This window comes from Bordetella sp. 2513F2, assembly GCF_054642735.1.
The window spans coordinates 2,823,074-2,849,662 of sequence record NZ_CM137755.1 but is presented as its reverse complement, the minus strand read 5'-3'; the positions used below and the strand labels follow the sequence as shown (position 1 = coordinate 2,849,662).

General features: G+C 71.0%; 28 protein-coding genes and 1 pseudogene. 13 read left to right on the top strand and 16 right to left on the bottom strand.

The window, feature by feature from the left end; genetic code table 11:
* Positions 1-8 precede the first annotated feature (8 nt).
* Positions 9-890, bottom strand: a complete 882-nt coding sequence (locus ACYBYQ_RS13575; protein WP_459614703.1) for a LysR family transcriptional regulator — start codon at positions 888-890, stop codon at positions 9-11.
* A gap of 82 nt (positions 891-972) precedes the next feature.
* Here ACYBYQ_RS13575 and ACYBYQ_RS13570 point away from each other — a divergent pair, with 82 nt between their 5' ends.
* The 3 genes from ACYBYQ_RS13570 (at position 973) to ACYBYQ_RS13560 (ending at position 2,768) form a co-directional block, all read left to right on the top strand.
* Complete coding sequence (locus ACYBYQ_RS13570; RefSeq protein WP_459614702.1) at positions 973-1,737, top strand: sulfite exporter TauE/SafE family protein; 765 nt, start codon at positions 973-975, stop codon at positions 1,735-1,737.
* Between the two features lie 86 nt (positions 1,738-1,823).
* Positions 1,824-2,417, top strand: coding sequence for an NUDIX domain-containing protein (locus ACYBYQ_RS13565; protein WP_459614701.1), 594 nt, complete (start codon positions 1,824-1,826; stop codon positions 2,415-2,417).
* Positions 2,418-2,441: 24 nt separating this feature from the next.
* Positions 2,442-2,768 (top strand): 2Fe-2S iron-sulfur cluster-binding protein, encoded by a 327-nt coding sequence (locus ACYBYQ_RS13560; protein WP_459614700.1) that lies wholly within the window; start codon positions 2,442-2,444, stop codon positions 2,766-2,768.
* On the opposite strand, the gene ACYBYQ_RS13555 is transcribed toward ACYBYQ_RS13560, so the two are convergent.
* The 4 genes from ACYBYQ_RS13555 to ACYBYQ_RS13540 all read right to left on the bottom strand — a co-directional run bounded on the left by ACYBYQ_RS13555 (position 2,765) and on the right by ACYBYQ_RS13540 (position 6,317).
* Entirely contained in the window at positions 2,765-3,901 is a 1,137-nt protein-coding gene (locus ACYBYQ_RS13555) for a hypothetical protein (protein WP_459614699.1), read from the bottom strand. The genes ACYBYQ_RS13560 and ACYBYQ_RS13555 overlap by 4 nt on opposite strands.
* Positions 3,901-4,629, bottom strand: a complete 729-nt coding sequence (locus tag ACYBYQ_RS13550; protein WP_459614698.1) for a helix-turn-helix domain-containing protein — start codon at positions 4,627-4,629, stop codon at positions 3,901-3,903. The genes ACYBYQ_RS13555 and ACYBYQ_RS13550 overlap by 1 nt, the downstream gene beginning before the upstream one ends.
* Before the next feature lie 71 nt (positions 4,630-4,700).
* The gene (locus ACYBYQ_RS13545; protein ID WP_459614697.1) at positions 4,701-5,876 is read right to left on the bottom strand and encodes an alanine racemase; all 1,176 of its coding nucleotides are present in this window, start codon (positions 5,874-5,876) and stop codon (positions 4,701-4,703) included.
* Positions 5,877-5,894: 18 nt separating this feature from the next.
* Entirely contained in the window at positions 5,895-6,317 is a 423-nt protein-coding gene (locus ACYBYQ_RS13540; protein ID WP_459614696.1) for a gamma-glutamylcyclotransferase family protein, read from the bottom strand.
* 134 nt (positions 6,318-6,451) lie between these two features.
* On the opposite strand from ACYBYQ_RS13540, the gene clpB reads away from it, so the two are divergent.
* On the top strand, positions 6,452-9,052 hold the full coding sequence (gene clpB / locus ACYBYQ_RS13535; RefSeq protein ID WP_459614695.1) for an ATP-dependent chaperone ClpB: 2,601 nt from the start codon (positions 6,452-6,454) through the stop codon (positions 9,050-9,052).
* A 69-nt stretch (positions 9,053-9,121) separates the two neighbouring features.
* Here clpB and ACYBYQ_RS13530 read toward each other — a convergent pair whose 3' ends face one another.
* Positions 9,122-9,766, bottom strand: coding sequence for a TetR/AcrR family transcriptional regulator (locus ACYBYQ_RS13530; RefSeq protein ID WP_459618786.1), 645 nt, complete (start codon positions 9,764-9,766; stop codon positions 9,122-9,124).
* A gap of 167 nt (positions 9,767-9,933) precedes the next feature.
* Between ACYBYQ_RS13530 and ACYBYQ_RS13525 the strand changes: the two genes are divergently transcribed.
* Genes ACYBYQ_RS13525 through ACYBYQ_RS13515 form a run of 3 tightly spaced genes read left to right on the top strand, consistent with a single transcriptional unit; the run spans position 9,934 to position 12,447 of the window.
* Complete coding sequence (locus tag ACYBYQ_RS13525) at positions 9,934-11,151, top strand: Tm-1-like ATP-binding domain-containing protein (protein ID WP_459614694.1); 1,218 nt, start codon at positions 9,934-9,936, stop codon at positions 11,149-11,151.
* Between the two features lie 11 nt (positions 11,152-11,162).
* A complete protein-coding gene (locus ACYBYQ_RS13520; protein ID WP_459614693.1) occupies positions 11,163-11,993 on the top strand; it encodes a phosphoenolpyruvate hydrolase family protein in 831 nt (276 codons plus the stop codon).
* Between the two features lie 10 nt (positions 11,994-12,003).
* Positions 12,004-12,447, top strand: a complete 444-nt coding sequence (locus ACYBYQ_RS13515; RefSeq protein ID WP_459614692.1) for an SRPBCC family protein — start codon at positions 12,004-12,006, stop codon at positions 12,445-12,447.
* Between the two features lie 22 nt (positions 12,448-12,469).
* On the opposite strand, the pseudogene ACYBYQ_RS13510 reads toward ACYBYQ_RS13515, so the two are convergent.
* The 5 genes and pseudogenes from ACYBYQ_RS13510 to ACYBYQ_RS13490 all read right to left on the bottom strand — a co-directional run bounded on the left by ACYBYQ_RS13510 (position 12,470) and on the right by ACYBYQ_RS13490 (position 16,901).
* Positions 12,470-13,840: pseudogene (locus ACYBYQ_RS13510) on the bottom strand (sulfite reductase subunit alpha).
* A 4-nt stretch (positions 13,841-13,844) separates the two neighbouring features.
* Positions 13,845-14,894: an FAD:protein FMN transferase gene (locus ACYBYQ_RS13505; RefSeq protein ID WP_459614691.1), complete on the bottom strand. Its 1,050-nt coding sequence runs from the start codon at positions 14,892-14,894 to the stop codon at positions 13,845-13,847.
* 4 nt (positions 14,895-14,898) lie between these two features.
* Positions 14,899-15,699 (bottom strand): DUF4198 domain-containing protein, encoded by an 801-nt coding sequence (locus ACYBYQ_RS13500; RefSeq protein ID WP_459614690.1) that lies wholly within the window; start codon positions 15,697-15,699, stop codon positions 14,899-14,901.
* A 32-nt stretch (positions 15,700-15,731) separates the two neighbouring features.
* A complete protein-coding gene (locus tag ACYBYQ_RS13495) occupies positions 15,732-16,247 on the bottom strand; it encodes a DUF2271 domain-containing protein (protein ID WP_459614689.1) in 516 nt (171 codons plus the stop codon).
* A gap of 27 nt (positions 16,248-16,274) precedes the next feature.
* Positions 16,275-16,901, bottom strand: a complete 627-nt coding sequence (locus ACYBYQ_RS13490) for a PepSY-associated TM helix domain-containing protein (protein WP_459614688.1) — start codon at positions 16,899-16,901, stop codon at positions 16,275-16,277.
* 228 nt (positions 16,902-17,129) lie between these two features.
* Between ACYBYQ_RS13490 and crcB the strand changes: the two genes are divergently transcribed.
* Positions 17,130-17,513, top strand: a complete 384-nt coding sequence (gene crcB / locus ACYBYQ_RS13485; protein WP_459614687.1) for a fluoride efflux transporter CrcB — start codon at positions 17,130-17,132, stop codon at positions 17,511-17,513.
* An 11-nt stretch (positions 17,514-17,524) separates the two neighbouring features.
* On the opposite strand, the gene hpnE is transcribed toward crcB, so the two are convergent.
* The 3 genes from hpnE to hpnC form a co-directional block, all read right to left on the bottom strand.
* Positions 17,525-18,844, bottom strand: coding sequence for a hydroxysqualene dehydroxylase HpnE (gene hpnE / locus ACYBYQ_RS13480; protein ID WP_459614686.1), 1,320 nt, complete (start codon positions 18,842-18,844; stop codon positions 17,525-17,527).
* Entirely contained in the window at positions 18,841-19,704 is an 864-nt protein-coding gene (gene hpnD / locus ACYBYQ_RS13475; protein ID WP_459614685.1) for a presqualene diphosphate synthase HpnD, read from the bottom strand. Before hpnD ends, hpnE begins: the two co-directional genes overlap by 4 nt.
* A 69-nt stretch (positions 19,705-19,773) precedes the next feature.
* Positions 19,774-20,601, bottom strand: a complete 828-nt coding sequence (gene hpnC, locus ACYBYQ_RS13470; protein WP_459614684.1) for a squalene synthase HpnC — start codon at positions 20,599-20,601, stop codon at positions 19,774-19,776.
* Between the two features lie 144 nt (positions 20,602-20,745).
* On the opposite strand from hpnC, the gene alr reads away from it, so the two are divergent.
* Together alr and ACYBYQ_RS13460 are read left to right on the top strand one after the other, a co-directional pair.
* A complete protein-coding gene (gene alr / locus ACYBYQ_RS13465) occupies positions 20,746-21,870 on the top strand; it encodes an alanine racemase (RefSeq protein WP_459614683.1) in 1,125 nt (374 codons plus the stop codon).
* Between the two features lie 122 nt (positions 21,871-21,992).
* On the top strand, positions 21,993-22,709 hold the full coding sequence (locus ACYBYQ_RS13460) for an SDR family oxidoreductase (protein ID WP_459614682.1): 717 nt from the start codon (positions 21,993-21,995) through the stop codon (positions 22,707-22,709).
* A gap of 23 nt (positions 22,710-22,732) precedes the next feature.
* Here the strand turns inward: ACYBYQ_RS13460 and hpaI are convergent, their stop codons facing one another.
* Together hpaI and ACYBYQ_RS13450 are read right to left on the bottom strand one after the other, a co-directional pair.
* Positions 22,733-23,530, bottom strand: a complete 798-nt coding sequence (gene hpaI, locus ACYBYQ_RS13455; RefSeq protein WP_459614681.1) for a 4-hydroxy-2-oxoheptanedioate aldolase — start codon at positions 23,528-23,530, stop codon at positions 22,733-22,735.
* 9 nt (positions 23,531-23,539) lie between these two features.
* A complete protein-coding gene (locus tag ACYBYQ_RS13450; RefSeq protein WP_459614680.1) occupies positions 23,540-23,926 on the bottom strand; it encodes a hypothetical protein in 387 nt (128 codons plus the stop codon).
* Between the two features lie 102 nt (positions 23,927-24,028).
* Between ACYBYQ_RS13450 and radA the strand changes: the two genes are divergently transcribed.
* The 3 genes from radA to ACYBYQ_RS13435 all read left to right on the top strand — a co-directional run bounded on the left by radA (position 24,029) and on the right by ACYBYQ_RS13435 (position 26,536).
* Positions 24,029-25,390: a DNA repair protein RadA gene (gene radA, locus ACYBYQ_RS13445; RefSeq protein ID WP_459614679.1), complete on the top strand. Its 1,362-nt coding sequence runs from the start codon at positions 24,029-24,031 to the stop codon at positions 25,388-25,390.
* Entirely contained in the window at positions 25,387-26,163 is a 777-nt protein-coding gene (locus ACYBYQ_RS13440) for a sulfite exporter TauE/SafE family protein (protein WP_459614678.1), read from the top strand. The genes radA and ACYBYQ_RS13440 overlap by 4 nt, the downstream gene beginning before the upstream one ends.
* 169 nt (positions 26,164-26,332) lie before the next feature.
* Positions 26,333-26,536, top strand: coding sequence for a hypothetical protein (locus ACYBYQ_RS13435; protein WP_459614677.1), 204 nt, complete (start codon positions 26,333-26,335; stop codon positions 26,534-26,536).
* Positions 26,537-26,589 lie beyond the last annotated feature (53 nt).

Here is a 26,589-nt window from a genome sequence, read left to right as displayed (position 1 = left end):
CCGCGATCTCACGCGCGCAGCGCCGACACGAGCGCTCGCACGTAGCCGGGCTGGCCGTCCATCTGGCGCATGCACAGCATGAGACGGCGGTCCGCCCACTCTTCGGCCAGGGCCACGCGGCGTACGCCGCCGCGCCCGCGCATGCGGTCGGCCGCAGACTGCGGCACGATGGCCACGCCGATGCCGCGCGCCACCATGCGGCCCACGGCCTCGAAGGTGCGCAGCCGTACCCGCGTGCGCATCCGCCGCCCGGCCCGGGCGGCCAGGTCGTCCAGGTGCAGCGCCAGCGCGCTGCCTGCCTCCAGTCCCACGAAGTCGTGATCCAGCGCATCGGCATAGCGCGCCCTGGCATGCCGCGCCAAGGGGTGGCCATCGGGTGCGATGAGCACCAGCCTGTCGCGGCGGAACGGCAGGGTGTCGAGTTCGCTCAGGTCCACCGCGTCCGAGACGATGCCCACGTCGGCGGCGCCCTGGACGACCGCGGGCACGATGCGGTAGCTGGGCTCTTCCTGCACTGCCACGTCCACGTTGGGATGGGCCAGCAGGAAGGCCGAGAGCGGTTCGGCGAGGAACTCCGAGATGACGGCCGTGTTGCACAGCAGCCGGATCTGGCCGCGGAACCCATGGGCATATTCGCCCAGGTCCTCCTGCATGCGGTTGACCTGCTGGATCAGCGCGCGGGCATGGTGCGAGAGCGCCACGCCGGCAGGGGTCGGCGTGACGCCGCGGCGGCCGCGCACCAGCAGCGGCGTGCCCAGCGAGGTTTCCATGGCGCGCAGCCGGGCGCTGGCCGAGGCGAGCGCCAGATGGCTGCGTTCGGCCCCGGCCGTGATGCTGCCCGAATCGCAGGCGTGCAGGAAAAGACGCAGGTCGGTGAGATCGAAATGCATGGCCAGCCTATGGCGGATCCGAAGGCTGGGTCAGTGTATTCCACATTTTCAACCCGGCACCCTTGCCTCATCATGGCCCGCCATGGACACATTCACCGGTTTCTACCTGCAAGGCGGCTGGGGGCTGACGGCCCTCGTCATGGGGACGTTCCTGCTGGCCGGGCTCGTCAAGGGCTGCATCGGCCTGGGCATGCCCACCGTCACCGTGGGCCTGCTGGGGCTGGCCATGGCGCCGGCGCAGGCAGCCGCGCTGCTGGTCGTCCCCACGCTGATCACGAATTTCTGGCAGGTCTCCGCCGGCGGCCACTTCCTGGCGCTCACGCGGCGCCTGGCGCCGCTCATGGCCGGGATCGGCGTCGGCGTGTGGGCCGGCACGCAATGGCTGGCCGCGACCGACGCCACATACGCCACGCGCGTGCTGGGCGGCACGCTGCTGGTCTATGCAGTGCTCGGCCTGGCCGCAGTGCGCATGCAGGTCCCGCCGCGCGCGGAACCCTGGGCCGGGCCGCTGGCGGGCCTGCTCACCGGGGTGCTCACGTCCGGCACGGGCGTGTTCGTGGTGCCCATGGTGCCCTACCTGCAGTCGCTGGGCCTGGACCGCAACCAGCTGGTGCAGGGCATGGGCATCTGCTTCACGGCCGCCACGCTGGCGCTGGCCGGCGGACTGCTCTGGGGCGGCGCGCTGGGCGGGCGCGAGGCGGGCGCCTCGGTGCTGGCCCTGCTGCCCGCCCTGGCGGGCATGATGCTGGGCCAGTGGCTGCGCCATCGCGTGAGCGAACGCGCCTTCAAGCGGGCATTCTTCGTGTCGCTGGCCCTGCTGGGGGCGCATCTGCTCTACAAGGGCTAGGGTCCGGCAGACTGCGCCTGCCGATGCGCGGCCTGTCGCCGGTGCGGTGGTAAGCTCATCGACTTCGCCATCCCCGACCTTCCACCATGACCGCCGACGCATCCCGGGACGACGCCCACCTGATCGAGACCCGCCTGCAGAGCGAAGCGCCGTACGAAGGCAGCTTCCTGAAAATCCGCCGCGATACCGTGCAGCTGCCCAGCGGCCGCAGTGCCACCCGCGAGTACGTGGTCCATCCCGGCGCGGTAGTCGTCATCCCGCTGCTGGACGATGGCCGCGTGCTGGTGGAGCGCCAGTTCCGCTATCCGGTGGGCCAGGTCATGACCGAATTCCCCGCGGGCAAGCTCGATCCGGGCGAAGACCCGCTGGTCTGCGCCCGGCGCGAGCTGCTCGAGGAAACCGGCTACACCGCGGCCCAATGGGCGCGGGCCGGCGCGCTGCACCTGGCCATCGCCTATTCCACCGAGATCATCCACATCTACTTCGCGCGCGGTCTGCGCGCCGGAGCGCGCCAGCTCGACGAAGACGAATTCCTCGACGTGGAGACGATGCCGGTGGACGCGCTGCTGGAGGCCTGCCGGCAGGGCCGCGTCACCGATGCCAAGACGCTGACCTGCATGCTGTGGCTGCAGAACGTGCTGCGCGGCGATTGGCAGCTCGACTGGGTCGACGCGGCCTGAGGGCGGCCGCGAGGCGCCACCCCCATGCCGCGCGTCGTCCTGGAGCCGTCGGGTTGGAGCTATGACAGCGCCGCGGGTGCGCCCGTGCTGGCCGAAGCCGCGCGTGCCGGCATACGGCTGCCGGCCTCGTGCCGCAATGGCACTTGCCGTGCCTGCATGTGCCGCCTGCTGGAGGGCGAGGTGGACTACGCCGTGCCGTGGCCGGGCCTGAGCGCCGACGAGAAGGAAGCAGGCTGGATCCTGCCCTGCGTGGCCCGGGCCCGCACCGACCTCAGGCTGGATGCGCCCGGTGCGGCGCCGCGCGAGGTGCGCGCCCTGGCGCACGGCGGCACCGGGGCGCGGCGCTGCTAGGGTAGGGGCGTCTCGCAGGCCGCGCCGTCGGCGGCGGCCACGGCCCCGGGCCCCAGCAAGGCCGGCGCGCCGCATTCCGAACCGTACATGGCCGCCACGGCGTGGCCCACGTCCTGCACCACGTGCGCCTGGTGCGCCGGAGGCGCCCCGCCGCCGCGCCGGTGCGCCTCATGGCGCCAGTATTCCGTGCCGCGGGCCAGCCGGGTGGCGCCCTGCGCCTCGGCGCCGCAGCTCTTGTCCAGTCCGCGCTGCTCGGGGTTGTTGTCGGCGCTGCCGAGCAGGTAGACGACCTGGCGCCGGCCGTAGCGTTCCGCCAGCTGATCCTGCCGAGCCGGGGCCAGGTCCGGCGGGAGCTGGTCCAGGCCATAGGGATAGCGGTTGTAGGTCGGGCAGATGCCGCGTTCGTAGCGGGCGAAGCCCCGGCCGTCGCTGCGGGGACGCTGCTGCCCGAGATACAGATAGGAGTCTGCATTGGCAACCACGTAGGTCGTGGCCACGCCCCGGGCGCGCAGGGCCTCGTCCAGCGGGTTGAGCACCGCATAGCGCTGCACCATCTGGCCGCCGGCGCCGTGGCCTGCCAGCACCACGTCGCGCAGCAGCGGCATGCGCCCGGAGAGCGCCAGTTCGCGGAGCAGGTCGTCCAGTACCTGGTAGGCGCCCACGGGCGGCGGGCGGCCGGAGGCGGCCATGCTGGGTTCGCCGTCGGCCCACCCTCCGCGGCGCCAGGCGGGCATGCCTGCGAAGCCGGCTTCGACGGGCGTGGGGTAGCGGGGGGCCATCACCAGCGTGTCGTCGGCCCGGTCGCGGTTGCGGCCATACAGGGCGGTGACGGCGTCGTAGGCCTGGCGGGCGTCGCGGCGTGCGCCGTGCAGCGCAATGACGACGCGGCGTATGCCTGCCAGCGCGGCCGGTTTGTCGAGCTGTTGCGAGGCATAGACCGGGAAGCGGTAGCGCTGTTGCGCCGGCCCCAGCTGCAGATGCTGCCAGGCGGGCGGGGGCGGCGCGGGCGGCGCGGGCAGGTGCTCGATGTAGGGATCGCGGTCGTGGGCCCAGGGCTGGGCCCCAGCGGGAAAGCCGGCGGCCAGGAACAGCCCCGTGTGCAGGCAGGCGGCCAGGATGCCCCGGCGCCGCATCAGCAGTCTTCCTGCCCCAGGAGCAGCCGGAGCCCGTCGGGGTCCGCCAGGCGCACGTCGCGCTGGTGGACCGCGATCAGTCCTTCGCGCGCAAAGCGCGAGAACAGCCGGCTGACGGTTTCCAGCGTGAGCCCGAGGTAGTTGCCGATTTCCTCGCGGCTCATGCGCAGCACGAATTCCGAGGAGGAATAGCCCAGCGCGGCGTAGCGTTGCGCGAGGTTGATCAGGAAGGCCGCAAGCCGCTGCTCGGAACGCATGCCGCCCAGCGTGGCCAGCATGGAGTGCGAGCGGGTGATCTCCCGGCTCATGAGCCGGCGGAACTGCTGCTGCAGCGACGGCAGCTGGGCCGCCAGGCGGTCGATCTCGGACAGCCGGATCACGCAGACTTCGGCGTCTTCGAGCGCCACCGCGTTCGACACGTGCCGGTTCTCGTGCATGCCGTCCAGCCCGACGATCTCCCCGGGCAGGTGGAATCCGGTGATGTGCAATTGCCCGGAGCGGTTTTCCAGCTGCGTCTTGAGCGATCCATAGCGCACGCCGTACACCGCATCCAGCGCATCGCCCAGCTGGTACAGCAGCTGTCCGCGCGCCAGGCGCACGCGTTCGCGCACCAGTTCGTCGAGCCGCGCCACCTCGGCCGCGGCCATGCCGATGGGCACGCACACGTGGCCCAGCATGCAGGCGGAGCAATGGGCCGCCTCGGGCGAGATGGGGAGACGCTTCTGCATGACACTCATGGGATCTGGCTGCGCAGGCGCCATTGTAGTTCGCGAGTCCGGCGCCCGCCGCGGCGGCCGGGCTACCAGCCGCCGAAGCGCGCCCACACGGCGTCGACGTGCGTCGAGCCGCCGCGCACCACGTGATAGGCCGCATGCTGGGCGGCGGTGGCGCAGGCATGGTTGGGCAGGATGCGCAGGAGCGTCCCCACCGGGAAGGCGCGCTCCAGGTCGGCGGGCGGCGCGCCATCCGGACCGTAGGCCAGGATGCCGTGCTCCTGGTTGGCGTCGGTCATGCGCAGGCCGGCGATGGGCTGCCCGGACAGGTCGCACACCAGTCCGTAGCCCTGGTCGACGGCCTGGGAGGCCGTGCCGCGGTCGCGGCTCAGCGCCATCCAGCCGCCGTCCGTGAGGATCCACCCGCGCTCGGGCTGGTGGCCGAGCACGGTCACGAGCACCGACAGGGCGATCTCGTCCAGCGTGCAGACGCCGATGCCGGCCATGACCAGGTCGAAGAAGATGTAGACGCCGGCCCGCAGCTCGGTGACGCCCTCCAGGCTGCGGGCGTAGCGCGCAGTGGGCGTGGAGCCCACGCTGACGATGGGGCAGGGATGGCCGGCGGCGCGCAGCTGCCCGGCGGCGGCCACGCAGCCTGCCCGCTCGCGCTCGGCCATGGCCGCGATGTCGGCCAGGCTGGCGCAGCGATACGATTCGCCGGCATGGGTCAGGACGCCGGCCACGCTCACGCCGCCCCGGCGCAGCAGGTCGGCAATGGCAACCAGCCGCGCATCGTCGGGCTGCAGCCCGCTGCGGTGGCCGTCCGTGTCGATCTCCAGCAGGCAGGGCAGGTCCACCGCCTCGGTGGCGCGCGCCTGCACCACGGCACGGGCCTGGGCTTCGTTGTCGAGCACCAGCTTGAGATCGCAGCCGGCGCGGCGCAGGCGGGCGGCATGGGGCAGCTTGCCGGGGGCGATGCCGACGGCGTAGAGGATGTCGCGGTGGCCCGCGGCGTAGAAGCGCTCGGCTTCCTTCAGCGTGGAGACGGTGATGGGGCCGGGCCGGCCGCCGCAGGCCGCCAGCGCCACTTCCGGACACTTGGCGGTCTTGACGTGCGGGCGCAGCGTCACGCCCAGCCCGGCGGCGCGGGCGAGCATCATGTCGGCGTTGGCCTGCATGCGGCCGGCATCCAGGACCAGCGCCGGCGTTTCGAGGGCGGTGAGGCTGGCCGCGGCGGAAGCCGGGGCGTCGGAGTTGCGCATTCGGGGCTCCTCGGGGATTCAGGAAAGACGGCCGGCGTCGCGGCTTCGGCGATAGCTTACCCAGTCGTCGGCGCCGATGTCGCGGGCCTGTGCCCGGAACGCCGGATCGATGGGATAGTACTGGCAGGCCACCGCCCCGGCGGTCCCCTGGGCCACGACGTCGCGGCGCACGAAGCAGCACGGCCGCCCGGGCGTGTATTCCTCGATCTCGTCCATCAGTTCGACCAGGGCCGGGTCCACCTCGTAGATCTCGCCCTGCACGGTGCTGCCGTCCTGCGTGGGCAGCAGGCCGGGCCAGTCGCCGAAATCGACCAGCCGGCCCGGTACGCGGGCCGTGCCGGCCAGCCGCGGCGCAGGCAGCCCCCGGGCGGCGGCGGCCTGCGCGAGGTCGTTGATCTCGCCGCTGCGTAGCGTGCCGTAGACGAATACGTATATGCTCATGTGAGTGTCGTGGATTGCACGGGAAATATCCCGGACGGCGTTGCGGTCTTGAAATCCCGGGGGCGGGCCGCACATAAAGGTCATCGAGCCACCCGCAGACGGCGGAAGGCTCCCCAATCTGCCAACCGACGATCATGCGATTCGACAAACTTACCACCAAGTTCCAGCAGGCCCTGGCCGATGCGCAAAGCCTCGCCGCCCGCAACGACCATCCCTACATCGAGCCGGTGCACGTGCTGGCCGCGCTGCTCGGCGATCCCGACAGCGGCGCTTCGGCGCTGCTGGCGCGCGCCGGCGTGGCGGTCAACCGGGTGCAGCCGGCGCTCGAGGCGGCGCTGCGCAACCTGCCGCGGGTGCAGGGCAACGACAACGTGCAGGTGGGCCGCGAGCTGCAGGCCGTGCTGACCCGCACCGACAAGGAAGCCGCGCGCCGCGGCGACAGCTACATCGCCAGCGAATTGTTCCTGCTGGCTCTGGTCGACGACAAGGGCGAGGCGGGCCGCATCCTGCGCGACGCCGGGCTGCAGCGCAAGCCGCTGGAGGCGGCCATCGACGCGGTGCGCGGCGGCGAGAATGTCTCGGCCGCCGAGGGCGAGTCCAACCGCGAGGCCCTGGCCAAGTACACGCTGGACCTCACCGAACGCGCCCGGCAGGGCAAGCTGGACCCGGTGATCGGCCGCGACGACGAGATCCGGCGCACCATCCAGATCCTGCAGCGCCGCACCAAGAACAACCCGGTGCTCATCGGCGAGCCGGGCGTGGGCAAGACCGCCATCGTCGAAGGCCTGGCGCAGCGCATCGTCAACGACGAAGTGCCCGAGACCCTGCGCGGCAAGCGCGTGCTGTCGCTGGACCTGGCCGCGCTGCTGGCCGGCGCCAAGTTCCGCGGCGAGTTCGAGGAGCGCCTGAAGGCAGTGCTGAAGGAGCTGGCCCAGGACGACGGCCAGAACATCGTGTTCATCGACGAGCTCCACACCATGGTGGGCGCCGGCAAGGCCGAGGGCGCCATGGACGCCGGCAACATGCTCAAGCCCGCGCTGGCGCGCGGCGAGCTGCACTGCATCGGCGCCACCACGCTCGACGAATACCGCAAATACATCGAGAAGGACGCTGCGCTCGAGCGCCGCTTCCAGAAGGTGCTCGTGGACGAGCCCGACGTGGAATCCACCATTGCTATCCTGCGGGGGCTGCAGGAGCGCTACGAGATCCACCATGGCGTGGAGATCACCGACCCGGCCATCGTGGCCGCGGCCGAGCTCTCGCACCGCTACATCACGGATCGCTTCCTGCCCGACAAGGCCATCGACCTGATCGACGAGGCCGCGGCGCGCATCCGCATGGAGATCGATTCCAAGCCCGAGGTGATGGACAAGCTCGACCGGCGCATCATCCAGCTCAAGATCGAGCGCGAGGCCGTCAAGAAAGAGACCGACGACGCCTCCAAGCGCCGGCTGGCCGTCATCGAGGAAGAGCTCGAGAAGCTGCAGCGCGAGTACAACGACTACGAAGAGATCTGGAAGGCCGAGAAGGCCTCGGTGCAGGGCACCCAGACCATCAAGGAAGAGATCGACCGCGTCCGCGCCGAAATGGCCGAGCTGCAGCGCAAGGGCCAGTTCGACAAGCTGGCCGAGCTGCAGTACGGCAGGCTGCCCGAACTCGAGGCGCGCCTGAAGGCCGCCGACAAGGCCGAGCAGCAGGGCGGGGCTCCCGCCGATACGGGCCGTCCGCGCCTGTTGCGCACGCAGGTGGGGGCGGAGGAGATCGCCGAGGTGGTCTCGCGCGCCACCGGCATTCCGGTGTCCAAGATGATGCAGGGCGAGCGCGACAAGCTGCTCAAGATGGAAGACTTCCTGCACCGCCGCGTGGTGGGCCAGGACGAGGCCGTGCGCCTGGTGTCCGACGCCATCCGGCGCTCGCGCGCCGGGCTGGCCGATCCGGCGCGGCCGTATGGCTCGTTCCTGTTCCTGGGCCCCACCGGCGTGGGCAAGACCGAGCTCACGCGCGCGCTGGCCGACTTCCTGTTCGATTCCGAAGAGCACATGGTGCGCATCGACATGAGCGAATTCATGGAGAAGCACTCGGTGGCCCGCCTGATCGGCGCGCCGCCGGGATACGTGGGCTACGAAGAGGGCGGCTACCTCACCGAGGCCGTGCGGCGCAAGCCGTACAGCGTGGTGCTGCTCGACGAGGTCGAGAAGGCACATCCCGACGTGTTCAACGTGCTGCTGCAGGTGCTGGACGACGGCCGTCTCACCGACGGCCAGGGCCGCACCGTGGATTTCCGCAACACGGTCATCGTCATGACGTCCAACCTGGGCTCCCAGCACATCCAGAGCATGGCCGGCAAGCCCTACGAGGTCATCAAGGAAGTGGTGTGGGACGAGCTCAAGCAGACGCTGCGGCCGGAGTTCCTGAACCGCATCGACGAAGTGGTGGTGTTCCACGGCCTGGAAGCGCAGCACATCGAGGCCATTGCCCGCATCCAGCTGAAGCGGCTGGCCGACCGGCTCGAGAAGCAGGAGATGCGGCTGGAGGTCACCGACGCTGCGCTGGCCGAACTCGCGCGGGCCGGCTTCGACCCGGTGTTCGGCGCGCGGCCGCTCAAGCGTGCGATCCAGCAGCAGGTCGAGAACCCGGTGGCGCGCCTGATCCTGGAAGGCAGGTTCGGGCCTCGCGACGTGGTGCCCGTCGACTGGCAGGACGGTAAGTTCGTCTTCACCCGCACCTTGCAGTAAGCAGACAGCCCGGCTCGCGCCGGGCTGTTTTCATGGCGCGCCGGCCGTCCGTGCGCGAGGGAGGCAGACTCAGGTGCGCGCGCGGCTTTCGGCCAGCGCCTGCGTGATGAGGGCGTTGGCCGTCCAGCGCACCACCTCCGTGACGGCGGGCAGATCCAGATGCCAGATGTCTTTCAGCACCAGGAATACTTCGGTGCCATAGACCAGCGACAGCGCCTGGGCCAGGCGGTCCTGCTGGGCCGGCGTCAGGTCGTCTGCCAGCGGTGCAATGGCGCGCTTGAGGATGTCGACCCGGTGGCCGCGCACCAGCCGGGGTTCGGCGCCGGCCTTGCCGGCGCTGGCCTCGGCGTACTGCTGCAGTGACACCATGATGGCAGCGCGCAAAGGGGCTTCGTGCGATTCCAGCCGCGGGTAGGCGAACCGCAGCAGCTCGTCCACGCGGGTGGCGGCGTCGGGCGCAGTGGAGTCCCAGGCCAGGATGGGGCCCAGGCTTTCGTCCACCACCGCCGCGATCAATGCGCTTTGGCTGGGGAAGTAGCGATACGCCGTGGCGCGCGACACTCGGGCGTGTTCCGCCAGTTCCGCCACCGACGGCGTGATGCCGCGGGCCATGAGCTGTTGTGCCGCATCCAGCAGGGTCTTGCGCATGCGCGCGCGTGGGCCATGCGGCGGTTCGCCGCTGGCTGCGGCCTGCGGACTGGCGGGGCCGATCAGTCGGGCCGTGGCCCCCTGAGCCGCGCGGCGCGGAGCCGCAGCGGAAGTTTGACCTGAGACAGGTGTCTCAGTATGATTCTTTCGTCTCATTTGCCGGATTCTACATACAGGCCTTGCGGCCACCCATATCGAGGCGCGCACCGAGTGTAGCCGCCCGCGGAGGAGCCATGACGCATTCGAACCGGCGGGTCTATGTCGCCGCCACATATGACACCAAGGGCCACGAAGCCGAGTACGTGGTCGACCTGCTCAAGCGCGAAGGACTCGATGTGGTGTCGGTGGATGTGTCCACCTCGGGCGCCGCCAGCGCCGCCCTGGTGCAGGCGCGCGACGTGGCGGCCAGCCACCCCGGGGGCGCCGACGCCGTCTTCACCGGCGACCGAGGCACCGCCATTGCCGCGATGGCGCTGGCCTTCGAGCGCTACGCCGGTGGCAATGCCGACATCGGCGCCATGCTGGGGCTGGGTGGCTCCGGCGGCACCGCATTGATCACGCCCGCGATGCGTGCGCTGCCTATCGGTACACCGAAGCTGATGGTATCGACGATGGCTTCGGGAAATGTCGCGCCGTATGTGGGGCCGTCGGATATCGCCATGATGTATTCCGTGACGGACGTGGCGGGCCTGAACCGGATTTCGCGCCGGGTGCTGGCCAATGCCGCTGGCGCCGTCGCAGGGGCGTATCGCATGGCGCGTGCGGCGGCCACCGACGTGGACGACGGCATGCCCGCCGTGGGCATCACCATGTTCGGCGTGACCACCCCCTGCGTGCAGCAAGTGATGTCGCTCCTCGAGTCCCGCGCCGACTGTCTGGTGTTTCATGCCACGGGCACGGGCGGCCAGTCGATGGAGAAGCTGCTCGACAGCCGCCTGCTGGGCGGCGTGCTGGACCTGACCACCACCGAAGTATGCGATTTCCTGTTCGGCGGCGTGCTGGCCTGCACCGAAGACCGCTTCGGTGCTGTCGCGCGCACCGGCGCCCCGTATGTGGGATCCTGCGGTGCGCTCGACATGGTCAACTTCGGTAGCATGGATACCGTCCCTGAACGCTATCACGGCCGCAGGTTCTATCCGCACAACCCGCAAGTGACGCTGATGCGCACCACGGCAGAGGAGAACGCCCGCCAGGGCGAATGGATCGCAGCCAAACTGAACCGGTGCGATGGACCGGTGCGCTTTCTCATTCCGGAAGGCGGCGTATCCGCGCTGGATGCGCCTGGCCAGGCGTTCTGGGATCCTGAGGCCGACGCCGCCCTGTTCGCGGCGCTGGATGCCCATCTGGTGCAGACGGCCGACCGCCGCCTGGTGCGGGTGCCGTGCCATATCAATGATCCGCTGTTCGCCAGGACGGCGGTCGAACACTTTCTTGAGATCGCTACACACTGAGGACTGCCGTCATGCCGCGTTTCGACCGTAATGAACTGCTGGAGAAGTTTCGTGCCATGGTGCGCTCGCGCAAGCCTATCGTGGGCGGCGGCGCAGGCACGGGGCTGTCGGCCAAGTGCGAGGAAGCGGGCGGCATCGATCTGATCGTGATCTACAACTCCGGCCGCTACCGCATGGCGGGCCGTGGCTCGCTGGCCGGGCTGCTGGCCTACGGCAACGCCAACGAGATCGTCGTCGACATGGGGCGGGAAGTGTTGCCTGTGGTGAAGAAGACGCCAGTGCTGGCCGGCGTGAACGGCACCGATCCGTTCTGCGATTTCGACCTGTTCCTCGACGACCTGAAGCGCCAGGGCTTTGCCGGCGTCCAGAACTTCCCCACCGTGGGGCTTATCGACGGGACTTTCCGCGCCAACCTGGAAGAAACCAGCATGGGCTACGCGCTGGAGGTCGACATGATCCGCCTGGCGCACGAGAAGGGCCTGCTCACCACGCCGTACGTGTTCAACGAGGACGACGCGGTGGCCATGGCCCGCGCGGGCGCCGACATCATCGTCGCCCACATGGGCCTCACCACGGGCGGCTCCATCGGCGCCGAAACCGCACAGACGCTGGACGGCTGCGTGGCCGCCATCGACCGCATCGCCGAAGCGGCGCTGGCGGTGCGGCCGGACATCATCGTCCTGTGCCATGGCGGTCCTATCGCCACGCCCCAGGACGCGGCACACGTGCTGCGTGCCTGCAGGCATTGCCACGGCTTCTACGGCGCCAGCTCGATGGAGCGCCTGCCCACCGAAGAGGCCCTGACCGCCACCACGCGTGAATTCAAGAACCTGACCTTCTGAAGGGGCTGCCATGCCGCACACTGTATATGTCAGTGCCGTCATCCATGCGGGGCTGGACAAGGTCTGGCCGCTGTTCCGCGATTTCGATGGCCTGGCTGCCTGGCATCCCGGGATCGCGCAGAGCCGGCTGGAGCCGGGCGGCCGCCATGACGCCGTGGGCAGCGTGCGGCACTTGACGCTCAAGCCGTCCGGCTTCGTGCGCGAACAATTGCTCATGTTGGATGATCCGGGCACGGCGCTGCGCTATTCCATCATCGAGACCGACCTGCCCATGCGCGACTATGTCGCCGGCGTGTGCCTGCGTCCCGTCACGGAAAGCGGCGGCACGTTGGTGGAGTGGTGGGCCGACTTTCGTGTGGAGGGCGCGGCGCTGGACGACGTGGTGGAGGCTGTCGGGCAAGGCGTGTTCGCAGCCGGCCTCGCGGCGTTGGACGAGCGGCTGCGCGCGGGCTGAAGGCCCGCCGACAGCGGTCAGCTCAGTACACGTCGCGCCGGTATCGGCCGGTGTGCAGCAGTTCCTGCAAGGCGGCCGCACCGAGGATGTCCCGCAGCGCGGCGTCCACGCCGGCCGCCATGCCGGGCAGGCTGCCGCAGACGTAGATGGCGGCGCCGGCTGCCACCCAGGCGCGCAGCGCATCGGCTTCTTCGCGCAGCAGGTGCTGCACATAGCGGCGCTGGGGCTGGTCGCGCGAGTAGACGAGATCCGCGCGCTCCAGTGTGCCGTCGCTGCGCCAGGCGGCGATGTCGCCGCTGCAGAAATCGTCATGCGCGGCGTTGCGCTCCCCGAAGACCAGCCAGTTGCGCCGGTGGCCCGCGGCGCGGCGCGCCTTGATCAGGGCGCGCAGGCCGGCCAGCCCGGTGCCGTTGCCCACCAGGATCATCGGACAGCCGTCCTCGGGCGCATGGAAACTGCGATTGGTGCGGACGCGCAGGTCGATCGGGTCGCCGACGCGCGCCGTGTGCGTCAGCCAGCCGCTGCCCAGTCCCAGGGAGCCGTCGGCGCCGCGCATCTGGCGTACCAGCAGTTCGATGGCGCCATCCTCCGGCAGCGACGCGATGGAGTATTCGCGGTGAGCCTACAGGGGGCCGCCACGTTCCAGGCGCGGGCCCACCTCCGCAATATCGCCGGCCAGCCAGCGCGGCCGCCGGCCCGCCGGCGGCGTCAGCCTCAGCAGGTAGCATGGTCCGCCCTGGCTGCCGGGATTGAGCAGCGTCCGCGCAGCCAGGCGCCAGGGTTCGTAGACCGGGGCCTGCCAGTCGGGGAGATCATGGCGGCCGGCCAGCAGGCCCAGGTGGTGCTGCCAATGGCGCAGGGCGGCGGGGTCGCCGTCGTCCACCTCCACCAGGTCGAACAGGGGCGTCGCGCCCTGCGCATGCAGCCAGTCATCGAGCCGGTGGCCGAAGCCGCAGAAGTTCGCGTAGCCGCTGTCGCCCAGCGCCAGCACGGCGTACTGCGCGCCGGCCAGCCCGGCGTGCGGGGCCTGCATGTGGCCGGCAAACGCGGCGGCCGCGTCGGGCGGATCGCCTTCGCCATAGGTGCTGGCCACGAACAGCATGCGGCGGTAGCCGGACAGGCGTGCCGGGTCCAGCTGGCCGAGCGGGGCCACGCGCACGGCCAGGCCACCCGCACGCAGCGATTCGGCCGTCTGCACCGCCAGGGATTCCGCATGGCCCGTCTGCGTTGCATACGCCACCAGCAAGGTATCGTCCGCCGCGGGGGCGTCCAGGGCCTGCAGCGCCTGCGCCTGCCGGGCTTCGCGCCGCCTGGCGCGGCGCCATGCCCACAGGCACAGCAGCAGCCACAGCCCCACCACGCACGCTGCGGCGGTCAACCGGAGGTGGGTCATGGCTTCAGCGCGACGACGCCAGCGCCTGGAACGCCGGGGTGGCGACGACCCGGTAGTCCCGGGCGTCGCGCAGGATGAAGAGGGCCGCGAGGTCGTGGCGGCGAGCGTAGGCCAGGCCTTCGGCCTCGCCCAGCACCGTCAGCACGGTGGCCAGCGCGTCGGCCTGCATGCATTCGCGATGCAGCACGGAAACCGAGGCCACGCGGTTGCGTACCGGCTGCCCGGTGCGCGGGTCGATCGTGTGGGCGTAGCGCGCGTCGCCGCTGCCGGCATGCCGCCGGTAGTCGCCGGACGTGGCGATGCTGCACGCTTCCAGCGGCAAGGCCAGGGTGTGGTCGCCGCTGGCGTCGGGCACCTCGACCGCCACCCGCCACGGCTGGCCGTCCGGCCGCCTGCCGCGCGCGCGCAGTTCTCCGCCCACCTCGACCAGGTATTGCGTGATGCCCAGCGCGTCCAGCGCCGACGCGGCGCGGTCCACCCCATGGCCCTTGGCGATGGATGACAGGTCCAGGCAGGCACCGCCCGGCTGGTATGCCGCCTGCCGCGCGGCATCGAGCCGCACGCGCTGCCAGCCGCAACGGGCACGGGCGGCGTCGATGACGGCAGGCGAGGGCGGTTCGAAGGCGCGCTGGTGCGGCCCGAAGCCCCAGGCATTGACCAGCGGCCCTACCGTGGGGTCGTAGGCGCCGCCGCTGTCCCGGGCCAGCGCCAGGGCGTGGCTCAGCACGTGGAAGAAGCGATCCGGCAGTTCATGCCAGCCGGGCGCCGCCAGGTTGAAGCGCGTGATGTCGGATGTCGGCTCCCAGGTGCTCATCTGCGCCACGACTTCGTCCAGCGCGGCCTGGATCGCATGCCGCGCCGTCTCGTCGCGGCAGCCGGCGGGCAAGGCCATGCGCGCGGACCAGGTGGTGCCCATGGTCCGGCCCGCCAGCGCAGCCGGCGCCGGCAAGTGCTCCGGCAGCCGCGCCGGCATGGCGCCGTAGGCCGCGCGGACCACGGTGGTTGCCGCGCCGCGGGGCGCGTAGGACGGGGCAGCCGGCACGCGATCGCCCATGGGCTCAGGGTTGCAGCACTTCGACCGTGCCGGCGTAGGACAGGCGGCGCTGCTTCGCCTGCGGCACGCTGACGTTGGCGTCTTCCAGCCCCGCCTCGATCCAGTACAGGCCGGGCTGCGGCCACTTCACCGAGAACCTGCCGTCCTTGTCGGTGGTGAGCTTGATCTCGTCGACCTTGTCGCGATAGCGGCTGCCGCCGGGAACGACGTTGACTTCCAGGCCGGCGGCGGGCTTGCCGTCGACCAGCATCCGGAAGGTGGCGGCTTCGTCCGTGAACAGGTCGTTGGGATGCGTGACGGGCGCGAGCTCCAGGCCGCGGCCCACGGGCGTGACGGCGGTCGGCTTGCCCGCCGTCACGAAGGTTTCGACGCGGCCCAGGCTTTGCGAGACTTCCAGTTCTTCCGCCGTGGCGGGCACCGCCTGGGCCAGGCCTTCCGCCTTGCCGAAGTAGCGCTTGTTCTTGCCGTCTTCCTTCCAGCGCGCGAACACACCGTCGTTGACCACCGCTACGCGGTACGTGCCGCTCTGCTTGAGCTGCAGGTCGAACGTGCTGCGCAGCTTGCCGCGGTTCAGGTTCTCGGCTGCGGCGGCGCTGCCGTCCGGCGCGACCACGGCCAGGCCATCCAGGCGCAGCGGCGCGTGGTTGAAATAGAACTTGTCGTTGCCGACGGCGGCGTCGACGGTGATCCAGCCGTCGGTGCCGGACAGCACGGTCGAGGACGGCACGATCCACACATCATGCGCGTGGGCGGCGAAGGGCAGGCACAGCGCCAGGGCGGCGGCCAGTTTGGCGGCGGATTTCATGGTTGCGTTCCTTGGGGGCATGGCGTGGAGCATCAGGGTTTGAGGTCGAGCGCGACGGCGCCCAGTTCGTGTTCGCCGTGCGCCGCGAGTCGTTCAGCCTGCTGCGGCGGCCACTGGAAGGGGATCCGCAGCAGCTCGCGGCCGCCGATTTCCCGGGCCGCTTCCACCACGACGGCGTATTGGCCGGGCTCGAGCTGCGACAGGGGCTTGCTGGCCGCGTCGAAGCTCAGCGTGTGCGTGCCCACGGGTTTGGTCGCGCCGCTGACGCCATCCACCGGGAACTGCTGGTTGCGGCCGCTGCGGCGCCACCATTGGCGCATGTCCTTGAGCCATTCGGCGCCTTCGTTGTTTTTCTTGGCCACGTCATACCAGACGGCCAGGTCGGCAACCGCGCTCTGGTCGGGATTCTCGATCCAGACGGCCACGTACGGACGGTGGTATTCGGCCACGTCCAGGCGCGGCACCTCGATGGACAGGCCGATGTCCGCCGCATGGGCCGTTCGGGCGATCGCGCCGGCCAGCAGGGCCGACAACAGCAGTTTGCGCATGGAGTCTCCAGGGTCGGATCGAAGGAATCAGTGGATGCAGAGCAGCACCAGGACGACGGGCATCACGATGCCCAGCCCCACCATGGGCCAGGTCGCGCTGCGGTTGGCGGCGTGCATCTTCAGCAGCACCAGCCCGGTCAGCGAAAAGACCAGGCAGGCGACGGCGAAGATGTCCAGGAACCAGCTCCAGGCCGTGCCGGTATGGCGTCCCTTGTGCAGGTCGTTCAGGTAGGCCACCCAGCCGCGGTCGGTGATTTCGTATTCCACGTCGCCGGATTGCAGGTCCAGGGCGACCCAGGCGTCGCCGCCGGGCCGCGGCAGCGAAACATAGAGTTCGTCGGGCGACCATTCGGGGCTACGTCCCTGCGCGTCGATGCCGAGTTCGTCGGCCAGCCATCGGGCCAGGTCCCCGGGTATCTGCGCGGGTTTGCCGGCGGCCGCCTGCGCCGCCGCGGCGCGCAGCGCCTCCGGCAGGCGCGCCTGCCGCGTGTGCACGCTGGGGTCGGCATCGATGTGGGAGGCGTTGTTCAGCGTGAGGCCAGTGATCGCGAATCCCAGCATGCCGACCAGGCACAGGGCGGCGCTGATCCAGTGCCACTGGTGCAGGGTCTTCAACCAATAGGCGCGGCGCGGGCGGGGAGGGGCGGAAGGCATGGGGTTCACGGTGGGATGGGCAGGGATTCTAGCACTCAATGAGAATCAATCTCATGAATGGCATACCTGGGTTTTCCCGGCACGTACGAGCCGACTGCGCCGGCCATGGCCGCATGCCGCGGCGGCAGGGTGACAAGCCCCGCACCAGCCGATACGATCGGGCCTCGCATCACGCCTGGCGGCATCGCGCCCTGGCGCCGCATACCGTTGCCCCGTAGAGACCTGCCCATGCCTACCCTGATTCCGCTCAATTTCCTCGCCGTGGGCGCGGGCGCCGCGGCCGGCGCCTGGGCGCGCTGGCTGCTCGGCCTGTACCTGAACGGCCCGCGCTGGCCCTGGGGCACGCTGGCGGCCAATCTCGCCGGCGGCTATCTGGTGGGGCTGGCGCTCGCGGCGGTGGCCGCCCATCCGGAGTGGCCGGGCTGGGTGCGACTGGCGCTGGTCACCGGTTTCATGGGCGGGCTCACCACCTTCTCGACATTCTCGGCCGAGACGGTGCAGATGTTCGGCCGGGGAGCCTATCTCGCCGGCCTGGGCTACATGGGGGCGAGCCTGGCCGGCTCGCTGTGCCTCACGGCATTGGGCCTGGCCACGGTGCAGGCCCTGCGCTGAGCCGCCTGGGCTCAGGCGCCGCGCAGCACGATGCGGGCCGCCTGCAGGCCGCTGCGCACCGCGCCTTCCAGCACGCCGGGATAGCCCGTGTCGGTCCAGTCGCCGGCCAGCGCCAGGGTGCGCCAGGGCGTATGGTTGAGCGGCCGCACGCGTTCCGGCCGGGCCGCGAAGGTGGCGCGCTTCTCGATGAACAGTTCGGCCAGCCGCACGGCAGGCATGGGCGCCAGGCCCGCGGGGTGGCGCGCGGCCTGCTCGCGCACCTGTTCCACCAGCGCGGCGATGATCGCTTCGCGCTCGCCCTCGGCCACGTCGACCGCGGCGCTCACCACCACGGCCAGCTCGCCCTGCGCGGCGCGGCCCGTGAGGCGGGCCCGGTCGAACACCCATTGCCCGAGGTGGCCGCGCGCCGCATCCTCGCGCAGCATCATCATCGGTTCGGGCAGCGGCCAGGGCTGGGCCAGCAGCAGGTTGAGCGTGGCGATCGGCATGTAGTCGAAGGCCTGCAGCGCCTTCAGCAGGCCCGGCGAGCCGCACTCGCGCAGGTCATTGCCGAGCAGCCGCGCGGCAGCCGGAGGCGGCACGGCCAGCACGGCCGCGTCGAAGCGTTCGTCGTTCACGTCTATCCAGCGCTCGGCGGGCCGCAGCTGGCGCACGGTGCGGCCGTAGCGCGTGGTGACCTGGCGGGCGGCGACGTCCGGCCACAGCGCGGAAAGATCCACGCAGGGCAGCAGCATGTCGCTGTTGCGGCGCGCACCGGTGAGGCTGTCGCGCAGCACCACGGCGAACAGCCGGGCGGAGGCCTGTTCCAGCGGCGTGTTCAGCGCCGCCAGGCACAGCGGCCCCCACAGCTGCCGCACCACGCCCTCGGGCTGGCCGTGCTGGTCCAGCAGCTGGCGCACCGTCCATGCCGGCGGCGGGGCCCATTCGCAGCCGCGCAGCCCCTGTACCAGGCGCACTGCGGCCAGCCGCTCGGCGCCGCTCAGTCCGCGGGCGCCCAGCAGCGCAGCGGCGGCATGCCACGGCGCGGGCAGCGGCGGCGCGGAGATGCGCAGCCGCCCATCCAGGCTGGCCAGCCGCAGCGGCCGCCGCATCAGCAGGGCATCGGGATTGCGGCCCAGGCGCCGCATCAGCGCGAGGGTCTCGGTATAGCTTCCCAGCAGGATGTGCTGGCCGTTGTCCAGGCCGTCGCCGAATCCCGGGTGCACCACGCGCCGTGCGCGGCCGCCCGGCGTGCGGCCCGCCTCGAACACGGTGACGTGGGCATCGGCTTCGTGCAGCGCCGTGGCCGCCGCCAGCCCGGCCCAGCCGGCCCCGATGACCGCGACCTTCATCGCGACAGGCGGCGCACCACGCCGCGTCCTCCGCCCACCCAGGTCTTCCAGGCCAGCCACAGCTTGCGCACCGGCGTGAGCGAAATGCGCTGGTGCAGCACCTGCCAGTCGTCCCGTTCGATTTCATCGAGCAGCGCATGATAGATGGCCGCCATCATCAGTCCGGGCCGCTGGGCGCGGCGGTCGGCCTCGGGCAGGGCGGCCATGGCCTCGCGGTACAGCTGGCGGGCGCGGTCGGCCTGGAAGCGCATCAGCGCGCTGAAGCGCTCGGAATACTGGCCCCCGAGGATTTCCGCCGCCTTCACGTCGAAGCGCTGCAGCTCGTCGACCGGCAGATAGATGCGGCCGCGGCGCGCGTCGTCGCCCACGTCGCGGATGATGTTGGTGAGCTGGAAGGCCAGCCCCAGCTTGCCGGCATATTCCAGCGTGCGCGGATCGGTGTAGCCGAACACCCCCGCGGACAGCTCCCCCACCACGCCTGCGACGTGCCAGCAGTATTTGCGCAGGCCGGGCCAGTCGAGGTAGCGGCTCTGGTCCAGGTCCATCTGCATGCCGTCGATCACGGCCAGCAGGCGCTCGCGCGTGATGCCGCAGGCCTGCAGGTGGGGCGCCAGCGCGCGCGTGACGGGATGCTCCGGCGTGCCCTCCAGCATCTGGTCGATCTGCGTGCGCCACCAGGCCAGCTTGATGCGCGCCACGGATTCGTCGCGCGCCTCGTCGACCACATCGTCGACCTCGCGGCAGAAGGCGTACAGCGCGGTGATCGCGCGCCGGCGGTCCGGCGGCAGGAACAGGAAGGCGTAGTAGAAGCTCGAGCCGCTGCGTGCCGCCTTGTCCTGGCAGTATTCGTCTGGCGTCATGCGCGCCGCCTCGGCTGGGAACACGGCGCGCCGCCGGCGGCGGCACGGGAATCTGGGATTGGTGTCATTTCAGCTTATCGCACGCCACAGCATGAGGGCCCAGTCGCGGGGGCCCAGTTCGGGGCGTTTCATGAATACGTCGTAGTCTGCGAGCTCGATGCGCTGCAGGATGCGCAGCCCGCCCTGCACCACGAGCCGCAGCTCCAGGCCGATGCGGCCCGGAAGCCGCCGCGTCAGCGCAGCGCCTGAGTGTAGCAGCGCGCGCGTGCGCTCCACCTCGAAGGCCATCAGCGCACGCCAGGCGGGCGTGAGCCGGCAGGCCGCGAGGTCGTCTTCCGATACGCCGAAGCGCTGCAGGTCTTCCTGCGGGATGTACACGCGCTGCTTGCGCCAGTCCGGGCGCACGTCCTGCCAGAAATTCACCAGCTGCAGGCCGGTGCAGATGGCATCGGCATCACGCTGGTTGTCCGGCGTGGAGGCGCCGTACAGGCACAGCATCAGGCGCCCCACCGGGTTCGCGGAGCGGGCGCAGTAGTCGAGCAGCGCGGCATGATCGGCATAGCGGTGCACGGTGACGTCCTGCTCGAAGGCCGAGAGCAGGTCGAGGAAGGGCGTGATCGGCAACTGGTGGCGCGCGATGGTCTCGGCCAGCGGCCCGAAGATGGGCGCCAGGCGCGCCTGGCCCGGTTCGCGGCGCGCCGGCTCCACGCCGATGCGGTGCAGCTCGGCGCGGTACGCCGCGAGCTCTTCCAGGCGGGCCTGGTCGCTCGCGCCGCCTTCGTCGGCCACGTCGTCGGCCGCGCGCGCATAGCGGTAGATGTCGGTGACGGCGCGGCGCAGGTGCCGCGGCAGCAGCAGGGAAGCGACGGGAAAATTCTCGTAGTGATCGACGGCCATGGATGGAAAAGGGAACCGGAAGCGGGCGTGTGCCCGCGGCGCGGACCCTGTCATTTTAAGGAAACGCGGCGGGCGCCGCCCGGCGCCCGCGGGCGGATGCGGTCGGCGGGCGATCGGGTAGACTACCGCCACAGGAATCCCATCATGCCGCGCCCGATCTCTGCCTCGATTTCCCTCTCCGCGTTGCGACACAATCTTGCCGCGGTAAGACAACACCTTGACCGGGCGGCACAGGCCGCCGCCACGCCGCCGGCGTCGATCTGGGCGGTGATCAAGGCCAATGCCTACGGTCACGGCATCGAGCGCGCCGTCACGGGGTTCTCGGCGGCCCAGGGCCTGGCCATGCTGGACCTCGACGAGGCGGTGCGCTGCCGCGAGGCAGGCTGGGGCGGCCCCATCCTGCTCCTCGAAGGCTTCTTCCGCCCGGCCGATCTCGAGATCGTCGACCGCTACCATCTCACCACCACCGTGCATCACGCCGGGCAGCTCGACATGCTGGCCGCGGCCTCGCTGTCGCGCCGCGTCGACGTCATGCTCAAGCTCAACAGCGGCATGAACCGCCTGGGGTTTGCGCAGCACGCCTACGCCGCCGCCCACGAGCGCGCCATGCTGCTGCAGCGCCAGGGCGTGCTGGGTGCCGTGGGCAACATGACGCACTTTGCCTGCGCCGACGGGCCGCAGGGCGTGGCGGGCCAGATGGAAGTGTTCGAGGCCGCCACGCTCGGGCTGCCGGGCCCGGTCAGCGTATGCAATTCCGCCGCCACCCTGCGCTATCCGCAGCTCGCCTGCGGCGCCGGCCCCACGCACTGGGTGCGGCCGGGCATCTGCCTGTATGGCGCCAGCCCCTTCGACGACGCGGAGGCCGGCGCATTCGGCCTGCAGCCTGCCATGACGCTGCGCTCCGAACTGATTGCAGTACAGTCGCTGCCGGCCGGCGCCTCGGTGGGCTACGGCGCCACCTACACCGCGCCCGGGCCCATGCGCATCGGGGTGGTCGCCTGCGGCTATGCCGACGGCTATCCGCGCCATGCCGGCACCGGCACGCCCGTCGTCGTGGGCGGCGTGCGCACGCACGTGCTGGGCCGCGTCTCCATGGACATGCTCATGGTCGACCTGGGCCCCGTGCCCGAGGCCGGCGTGGGCACGCCGGTGGTGCTCTGGGGCGAGGGCGGCCCTTCGGTCGACGAGGTGGCGCGCGCCGCAGGTACCATAGGCTACGAATTGCTGTGCGCCCTGGCTCCGCGCGTCCCGGTGGCCACGGCGGCCTGACCGCGGGTGTGTCCTTGCCGCGCGCCCGGGCATGACACAGACTGCGGCATGGTGTCTACTTGATTTCCCCCGGCCCTGAACATGCGTCCGGGCCGATATGCAATTACCGCAAGGGTGTTCCCATGAAAGACAAATGCGTACTGGTCACCGGCGCCACCAAAGGAATAGGCTGGGCGCTCACGCAGCGGCTCACCGACCTCGGCTGCCACGTCGTCGGCATTGCCCGCAATACCGACGACGTGGACTTTCCGGGCTACCTGTATGCCTGTGACCTGGCCGATGCAGGCCGCACCGAGGAGGTGCTGCGCGAGATCCGCGAGAAATTCCCGGTCGATGCCGTGGTCAACAACGTGGGGCTGGTCTCGCCGCAGCGCATGGGCGAGATCGACCTGGCCACGCTGTACCGCGTGCTGGACCTGAACGTGCGCGCCGCGGTGCAGGTCACCCAGGCCTTCGTCGAATCCATGAAAGTGCGCCGCACCGGACGCATCGTGAACATCTGCAGCCGCGTCATCGAGGGCGGCTACGAGCGCACCAGCTATTCCGCGGCCAAGAGCGCGCTGGTGGGGTGCACCCGCACCTGGGCGCTGGAACTGGCCGAATACGGCATCACGGTCAATGCCGTGGCGCCCGGCCCCGTCGAGACGGAGCTGTTCCGCGAAAACCATCCCGCCGGCAGCGAGCCCGAGAAGCGCGCCCTGGCCTCCATCCCCATGAGGAGGCTGGCCGCGCCTGCCGAAGTGGCGGCCGCCGTGGCCTTCTTCCTTTCCGACGACGCCGGCTACATCACCGGCCAGGTGCTGGGCGTGGACGGCGGCGGCAGCCTGGGCGGTCGCTGAGCGGCGCGCCCGGCAGCGTTCATTCAGTAAGGGCCGCTCGCGGGGGCGGCCTTCCCGCCCTTGAATTCGCGCGCCAGCTGGTCGGTTGCGCGCGTCAGCAGCGCCGTGTCGGCGCCCACCGCAACGAAGGTGGCCCCGGCCTGCAGGAAGCGGCGCGCCAGCGCCGGATTGCCATGCAGGATGCCTGCCGCCTTGCTCGTGCGCACGATGCGCCCGATGGTTTCGTCCAGGGTCTGCAGCATGTCGGGATGGTCGGGCTCGCTCAGGTAGCCCAGGCTGGCGGCCAGGTCCGCCGGTCCGATGAACAGGCCGTCCACGCCCTCGACAGCGGCGATCTCTTCCAGCGCGTCCAGGCCGGCCTGCGTCTCGATCTGCACCAGCACGCACATCTGCGCGTTGGCGCGCGCCAGGTAATCGGGCACGCGGTTCCAGCGGGCGGCGCGGGCCAGGGCGTTGCCCACGCCGCGTATGCCCTGCGGCGGATAGCGCACCGCGGCGACTGCGGCGCGCGCCTCGTCGGCCGACTGCACCATGGGCACCAGCACGGTCTGCGCGCCCACGTCCAGGATCTGCTTGAGCATGACGGCATCGTTCCATGCCGGCCGCACCACGGGCATCACGCGGTACGGCGCGACCGCCTGCAGCTGGGCCAGGATGGACTGCAGCGTATTGGGCGAATGCTCGCCGTCGATCACCAGCCAGTCGAAGCCCGCGCCGGCGCAGATCTCGGCAGTGTAGGGATGCGCCAGGCCCGCCCACAGGCCGATCTGGGGCTGGCGCGCTTGCAGGGCTTGCTTGAACCAGTTGTGCAGGATGTCCATGGCGGGGGGCTAGGGTCGGGAAGGAGGTGGGTTGCCGCCTGCCGGCGGCCGCGGCGGCAGGCCGGGCAGGGCGGCGGCAGGGTGGCTTGCGGTCGGCGCCGCCGGGGCCGGGTCCGCTGCAGGAGCGGGCCGGCGCAGCGGCGCAGGGAGGGCGGGCGCCGGGGCGGGCACCAGCTGCTCCAGCGAGGGCGGTTCCGCCAGGCGTTCGTCCACCGGAGGGGCCGGCAGTTCCTGCGCCTTCGCCAGCAGGGCGGCGCCAGCCAGTGCCAGGACGGCGATGGCGCGGCCTGCGCGTTGGCGGCGCAGCGCGCCGGGCGGACGCACGGCATGCCGGGCAGGCAAGCGGTGCGCATCGTTGCGGGCCGAGCCGGCCCCTGCTGCAAAGTTGGCGTCCATGGCGTCGCAGTGTATCGCCTCGCCGCGCCGTGCGCATGACGCCCGCGCCCTGATTGCCGCAGACCCGGCATGGCGGGGCGCGGTTGCCGGTAAACTCCTGCCATGGCCAAGCCCCGTACCGTCTATGTCTGCGCCGAATGCGGCGGAACTTCCCCCAAATGGCAGGGCAAGTGCCCGCACTGCAACGCCTGGAATTCCCTCGAGGAAACCGTGGAGTCGCCGGCCGCCGGCGGCGCCCCGCACCGTTATGCGCCGCTGGCCTCCAGCAGCCCGGTGCGCAGCCTGGCCGACATCGAGGCCCGCGAAACGCCGCGCGTGCCCACGGGCCTGGACGAATTCGATCGCGTGCTCGGCGGCGGGCTGGTCGCAGGCGCCGTGGTGCTGATCGGCGGCGATCCGGGCATAGGCAAGTCCACGCTGCTGCTGCAGGCGCTGGCGGCGCTCTCTGCCACCACGCGCGTGCTCTATGTCACTGGCGAGGAGTCCGCAGAGCAGGTCGCGCTGCGGGCGCGCCGCCTGGACCTCCAGACCGGCAACGTCAACCTGCTGGCCGAGATCCGCCTCGAGGCCATCCAGGCGGCCGTGGCCGAGCAGAAGCCCGCGGTCGCCGTGATCGACTCCATCCAGACGCTCTACAGCGGCGAGCTCACCGCCGCGCCCGGATCGGTCTCGCAGGTGCGCGAATGCGCCGCGCAGCTCACCCGGCTCGCCAAGCAGACCGGCATCACCATCGTCATGATCGGGCACGTCACCAAGGACGGCGCGCTGGCCGGCCCGCGCGTGCTCGAGCACATCGTCGACACGGTGCTGTACTTCGAGGGCGACACGCATTCCTCGTTCCGCCTGGTGCGCGCCTTCAAGAACCGCTTCGGCGCCGTCAACGAACTGGGCGTCTTCGCCATGACCGACCGCGGCCTGCGCGGCGTGGCCAACCCCTCGGCCCTGTTCCTGTCGCAGCACCAGCAGCAGGTGGCCGGTTCGTGCGTGATGGCCACCCAGGAAGGCACGCGGCCGCTGCTGGTGGAGGTGCAGGCCCTGGTCGACTCCTCGCATGCGCCCAACCCGCGCCGGCTCACCGTGGGCCTGGAAGGCAACCGGCTGGCCATGCTGCTGGCCGTCCTGCATCGCCATGCCGGCGTCACCACCTACGACCAGGACGTGTTCGTCAACGCCGTGGGCGGTGTGCGCATCACGGAGCCGGCGGCCGACCTGCCGGTGCTGCTGGCCATCATGTCCTCGCTGCGCGACAGGCCGCTGCCGCGCGGGCTGGTGGCGTTCGGCGAAGTCGGCCTGGCCGGCGAGATCCGCCCGGCGCCGCGCGGCCAGGAACGCCTGCGCGAAGCCGCCAAGCTGGGCTTCAGCATCGCGCTCATTCCCAAGTCCAATGCGCCGCGCCAGCCCATCGAGGGCCTGGAGATCTGGGCGGTGGATCGCCTGGACGCCGCGCTGGAGCGGCTGCGGTGAGCCTGGCGGTTGTCGCGGCCTGCCTGTTCAGCGGCGCGGCCATCGGGTTCCTCGGCGGGGTGCTCGGCATCGGGGGCGGCATGATCGCCATTCCTTCCCTGGCGCTGCTGCTGGGCATGTCGCAGCAGCTGGCGCAGGGCACCGCGCTCATCATGGTGCTGCCCACCATCATGGTGGCCGTGCGCAAGTATCACCAGCACGCGCGCTTCGACCTGCGCGCCGCCGGCGCGGGGGCGCTGGGGGCCGTGGCCTCCACCTGGGTCGGCGCGCGCCTGGCGCTGGGCATACCATCGCGCGATCTCCGGCTGGGGTTCGCGCTGTTCCTCTTCCTGGTGGCGATCTTCTACGTATACCAGACCTTCGGCCGGCGCCGTCCCGGCCCGGCGCCGCAGGAATCCGCGCGGCCCGCGCCTCGCTTCACCCCGCCGCGCGCGGCCATGCTGGGCGTGGTCTGCGGAATACTCGGCGGCTTCTTCGGCGTGGGCGGGGCCGTGCTCGCGGTGCCGGTGATCACCTCGGTGTTCCGCCTGCCGCAGACCACGGCGCAGGCCCTGGCGCTGTCCATGATCATCCCCGGCTCCACGATCGCGCTGCTCACCTATACCTGGGCCGGCCAGGCCGACTGGCACGTGGGCGTGCCGCTTGCCCTGGGCAGCCTCGCGTGCGTGCCGCTGGGCGTGCGGCTGGCGCACCGGCTGCCCGAGCGGCGCCTGCGCGCGGCCTTTGCGGTGCTGCTGTTCGCCACGGTGGCCCTGCTGGTCTTCGAAGCCTGAAGACAGCTTGTTTCAAGGCCGGGCAGAGCTCGTGCTGCCTCGAAAAAACCTCGCGCCGCGTGAACCTATGCGAGGCCGGCTGCTCCAATGCCATACACGGGCCGCCCGGCGATGGTCGCCGGAGCCTCGTGTGCCATCGGCGCCCCGATGCGCCAGACTAGGAGTACTCATGACGACTCAAGCTCGTATTGCTGCGTTCCTTTCCACCTCGGCCCTGTGCTTCGGCCTGGTGGCCGCGCCTGCAGCCTTCGCCTCGCAGACGCAGGCTTCCGGCAAGGGCAGTGTCAAGACGCACGCGTCCAAGCACAAGGCGAACGCGAAAGCGACCCACGCCGCCAGCCCTGCGCCGGCTGCCGGAACCGCCGCAAAATAACACCGTCCATCGCCGCGGCCGGATCCTGCGCGGGGCGGGAGCCGGTGCGGCAG

Bases quoted from the DNA above. Each gene is read 5' to 3' on its own strand.
- ACYBYQ_RS13575 (WP_459614703.1), bottom strand. From the start codon at position 890: ATGCATTTCGATCTCACCGACCTGCGTCTTTTCCTGCACGCCTGCGAT.
- ACYBYQ_RS13570 (WP_459614702.1), top strand. From the start codon at position 973: ATGGACACATTCACCGGTTTCTACCTGCAAGGCGGCTGGGGGCTGACG.
- ACYBYQ_RS13565 (WP_459614701.1), top strand. From the start codon at position 1,824: ATGACCGCCGACGCATCCCGGGACGACGCCCACCTGATCGAGACCCGC.
- ACYBYQ_RS13560 (WP_459614700.1), top strand. From the start codon at position 2,442: ATGCCGCGCGTCGTCCTGGAGCCGTCGGGTTGGAGCTATGACAGCGCC.
- ACYBYQ_RS13555 (WP_459614699.1), bottom strand. From the start codon at position 3,901: ATGCGGCGCCGGGGCATCCTGGCCGCCTGCCTGCACACGGGGCTGTTC.
- ACYBYQ_RS13550 (WP_459614698.1), bottom strand. From the start codon at position 4,629: ATGCAGAAGCGTCTCCCCATCTCGCCCGAGGCGGCCCATTGCTCCGCC.
- ACYBYQ_RS13545 (WP_459614697.1), bottom strand. From the start codon at position 5,876: ATGCGCAACTCCGACGCCCCGGCTTCCGCCGCGGCCAGCCTCACCGCC.
- ACYBYQ_RS13540 (WP_459614696.1), bottom strand. From the start codon at position 6,317: ATGAGCATATACGTATTCGTCTACGGCACGCTACGCAGCGGCGAGATC.
- clpB (WP_459614695.1), top strand. From the start codon at position 6,452: ATGCGATTCGACAAACTTACCACCAAGTTCCAGCAGGCCCTGGCCGAT.
- ACYBYQ_RS13525 (WP_459614694.1), top strand. From the start codon at position 9,934: ATGACGCATTCGAACCGGCGGGTCTATGTCGCCGCCACATATGACACC.
- ACYBYQ_RS13520 (WP_459614693.1), top strand. From the start codon at position 11,163: ATGCCGCGTTTCGACCGTAATGAACTGCTGGAGAAGTTTCGTGCCATG.
- ACYBYQ_RS13515 (WP_459614692.1), top strand. From the start codon at position 12,004: ATGCCGCACACTGTATATGTCAGTGCCGTCATCCATGCGGGGCTGGAC.
- ACYBYQ_RS13505 (WP_459614691.1), bottom strand. From the start codon at position 14,894: ATGGGCGATCGCGTGCCGGCTGCCCCGTCCTACGCGCCCCGCGGCGCG.
- ACYBYQ_RS13500 (WP_459614690.1), bottom strand. From the start codon at position 15,699: ATGAAATCCGCCGCCAAACTGGCCGCCGCCCTGGCGCTGTGCCTGCCC.
- ACYBYQ_RS13495 (WP_459614689.1), bottom strand. From the start codon at position 16,247: ATGCGCAAACTGCTGTTGTCGGCCCTGCTGGCCGGCGCGATCGCCCGA.
- ACYBYQ_RS13490 (WP_459614688.1), bottom strand. From the start codon at position 16,901: ATGCCTTCCGCCCCTCCCCGCCCGCGCCGCGCCTATTGGTTGAAGACC.
- crcB (WP_459614687.1), top strand. From the start codon at position 17,130: ATGCCTACCCTGATTCCGCTCAATTTCCTCGCCGTGGGCGCGGGCGCC.
- hpnE (WP_459614686.1), bottom strand. From the start codon at position 18,844: ATGAAGGTCGCGGTCATCGGGGCCGGCTGGGCCGGGCTGGCGGCGGCC.
- hpnD (WP_459614685.1), bottom strand. From the start codon at position 19,704: ATGACGCCAGACGAATACTGCCAGGACAAGGCGGCACGCAGCGGCTCG.
- hpnC (WP_459614684.1), bottom strand. From the start codon at position 20,601: ATGGCCGTCGATCACTACGAGAATTTTCCCGTCGCTTCCCTGCTGCTG.
- alr (WP_459614683.1), top strand. From the start codon at position 20,746: ATGCCGCGCCCGATCTCTGCCTCGATTTCCCTCTCCGCGTTGCGACAC.
- ACYBYQ_RS13460 (WP_459614682.1), top strand. From the start codon at position 21,993: ATGAAAGACAAATGCGTACTGGTCACCGGCGCCACCAAAGGAATAGGC.
- hpaI (WP_459614681.1), bottom strand. From the start codon at position 23,530: ATGGACATCCTGCACAACTGGTTCAAGCAAGCCCTGCAAGCGCGCCAG.
- ACYBYQ_RS13450 (WP_459614680.1), bottom strand. From the start codon at position 23,926: ATGGACGCCAACTTTGCAGCAGGGGCCGGCTCGGCCCGCAACGATGCG.
- radA (WP_459614679.1), top strand. From the start codon at position 24,029: ATGGCCAAGCCCCGTACCGTCTATGTCTGCGCCGAATGCGGCGGAACT.
- ACYBYQ_RS13435 (WP_459614677.1), top strand. From the start codon at position 26,333: ATGACGACTCAAGCTCGTATTGCTGCGTTCCTTTCCACCTCGGCCCTG.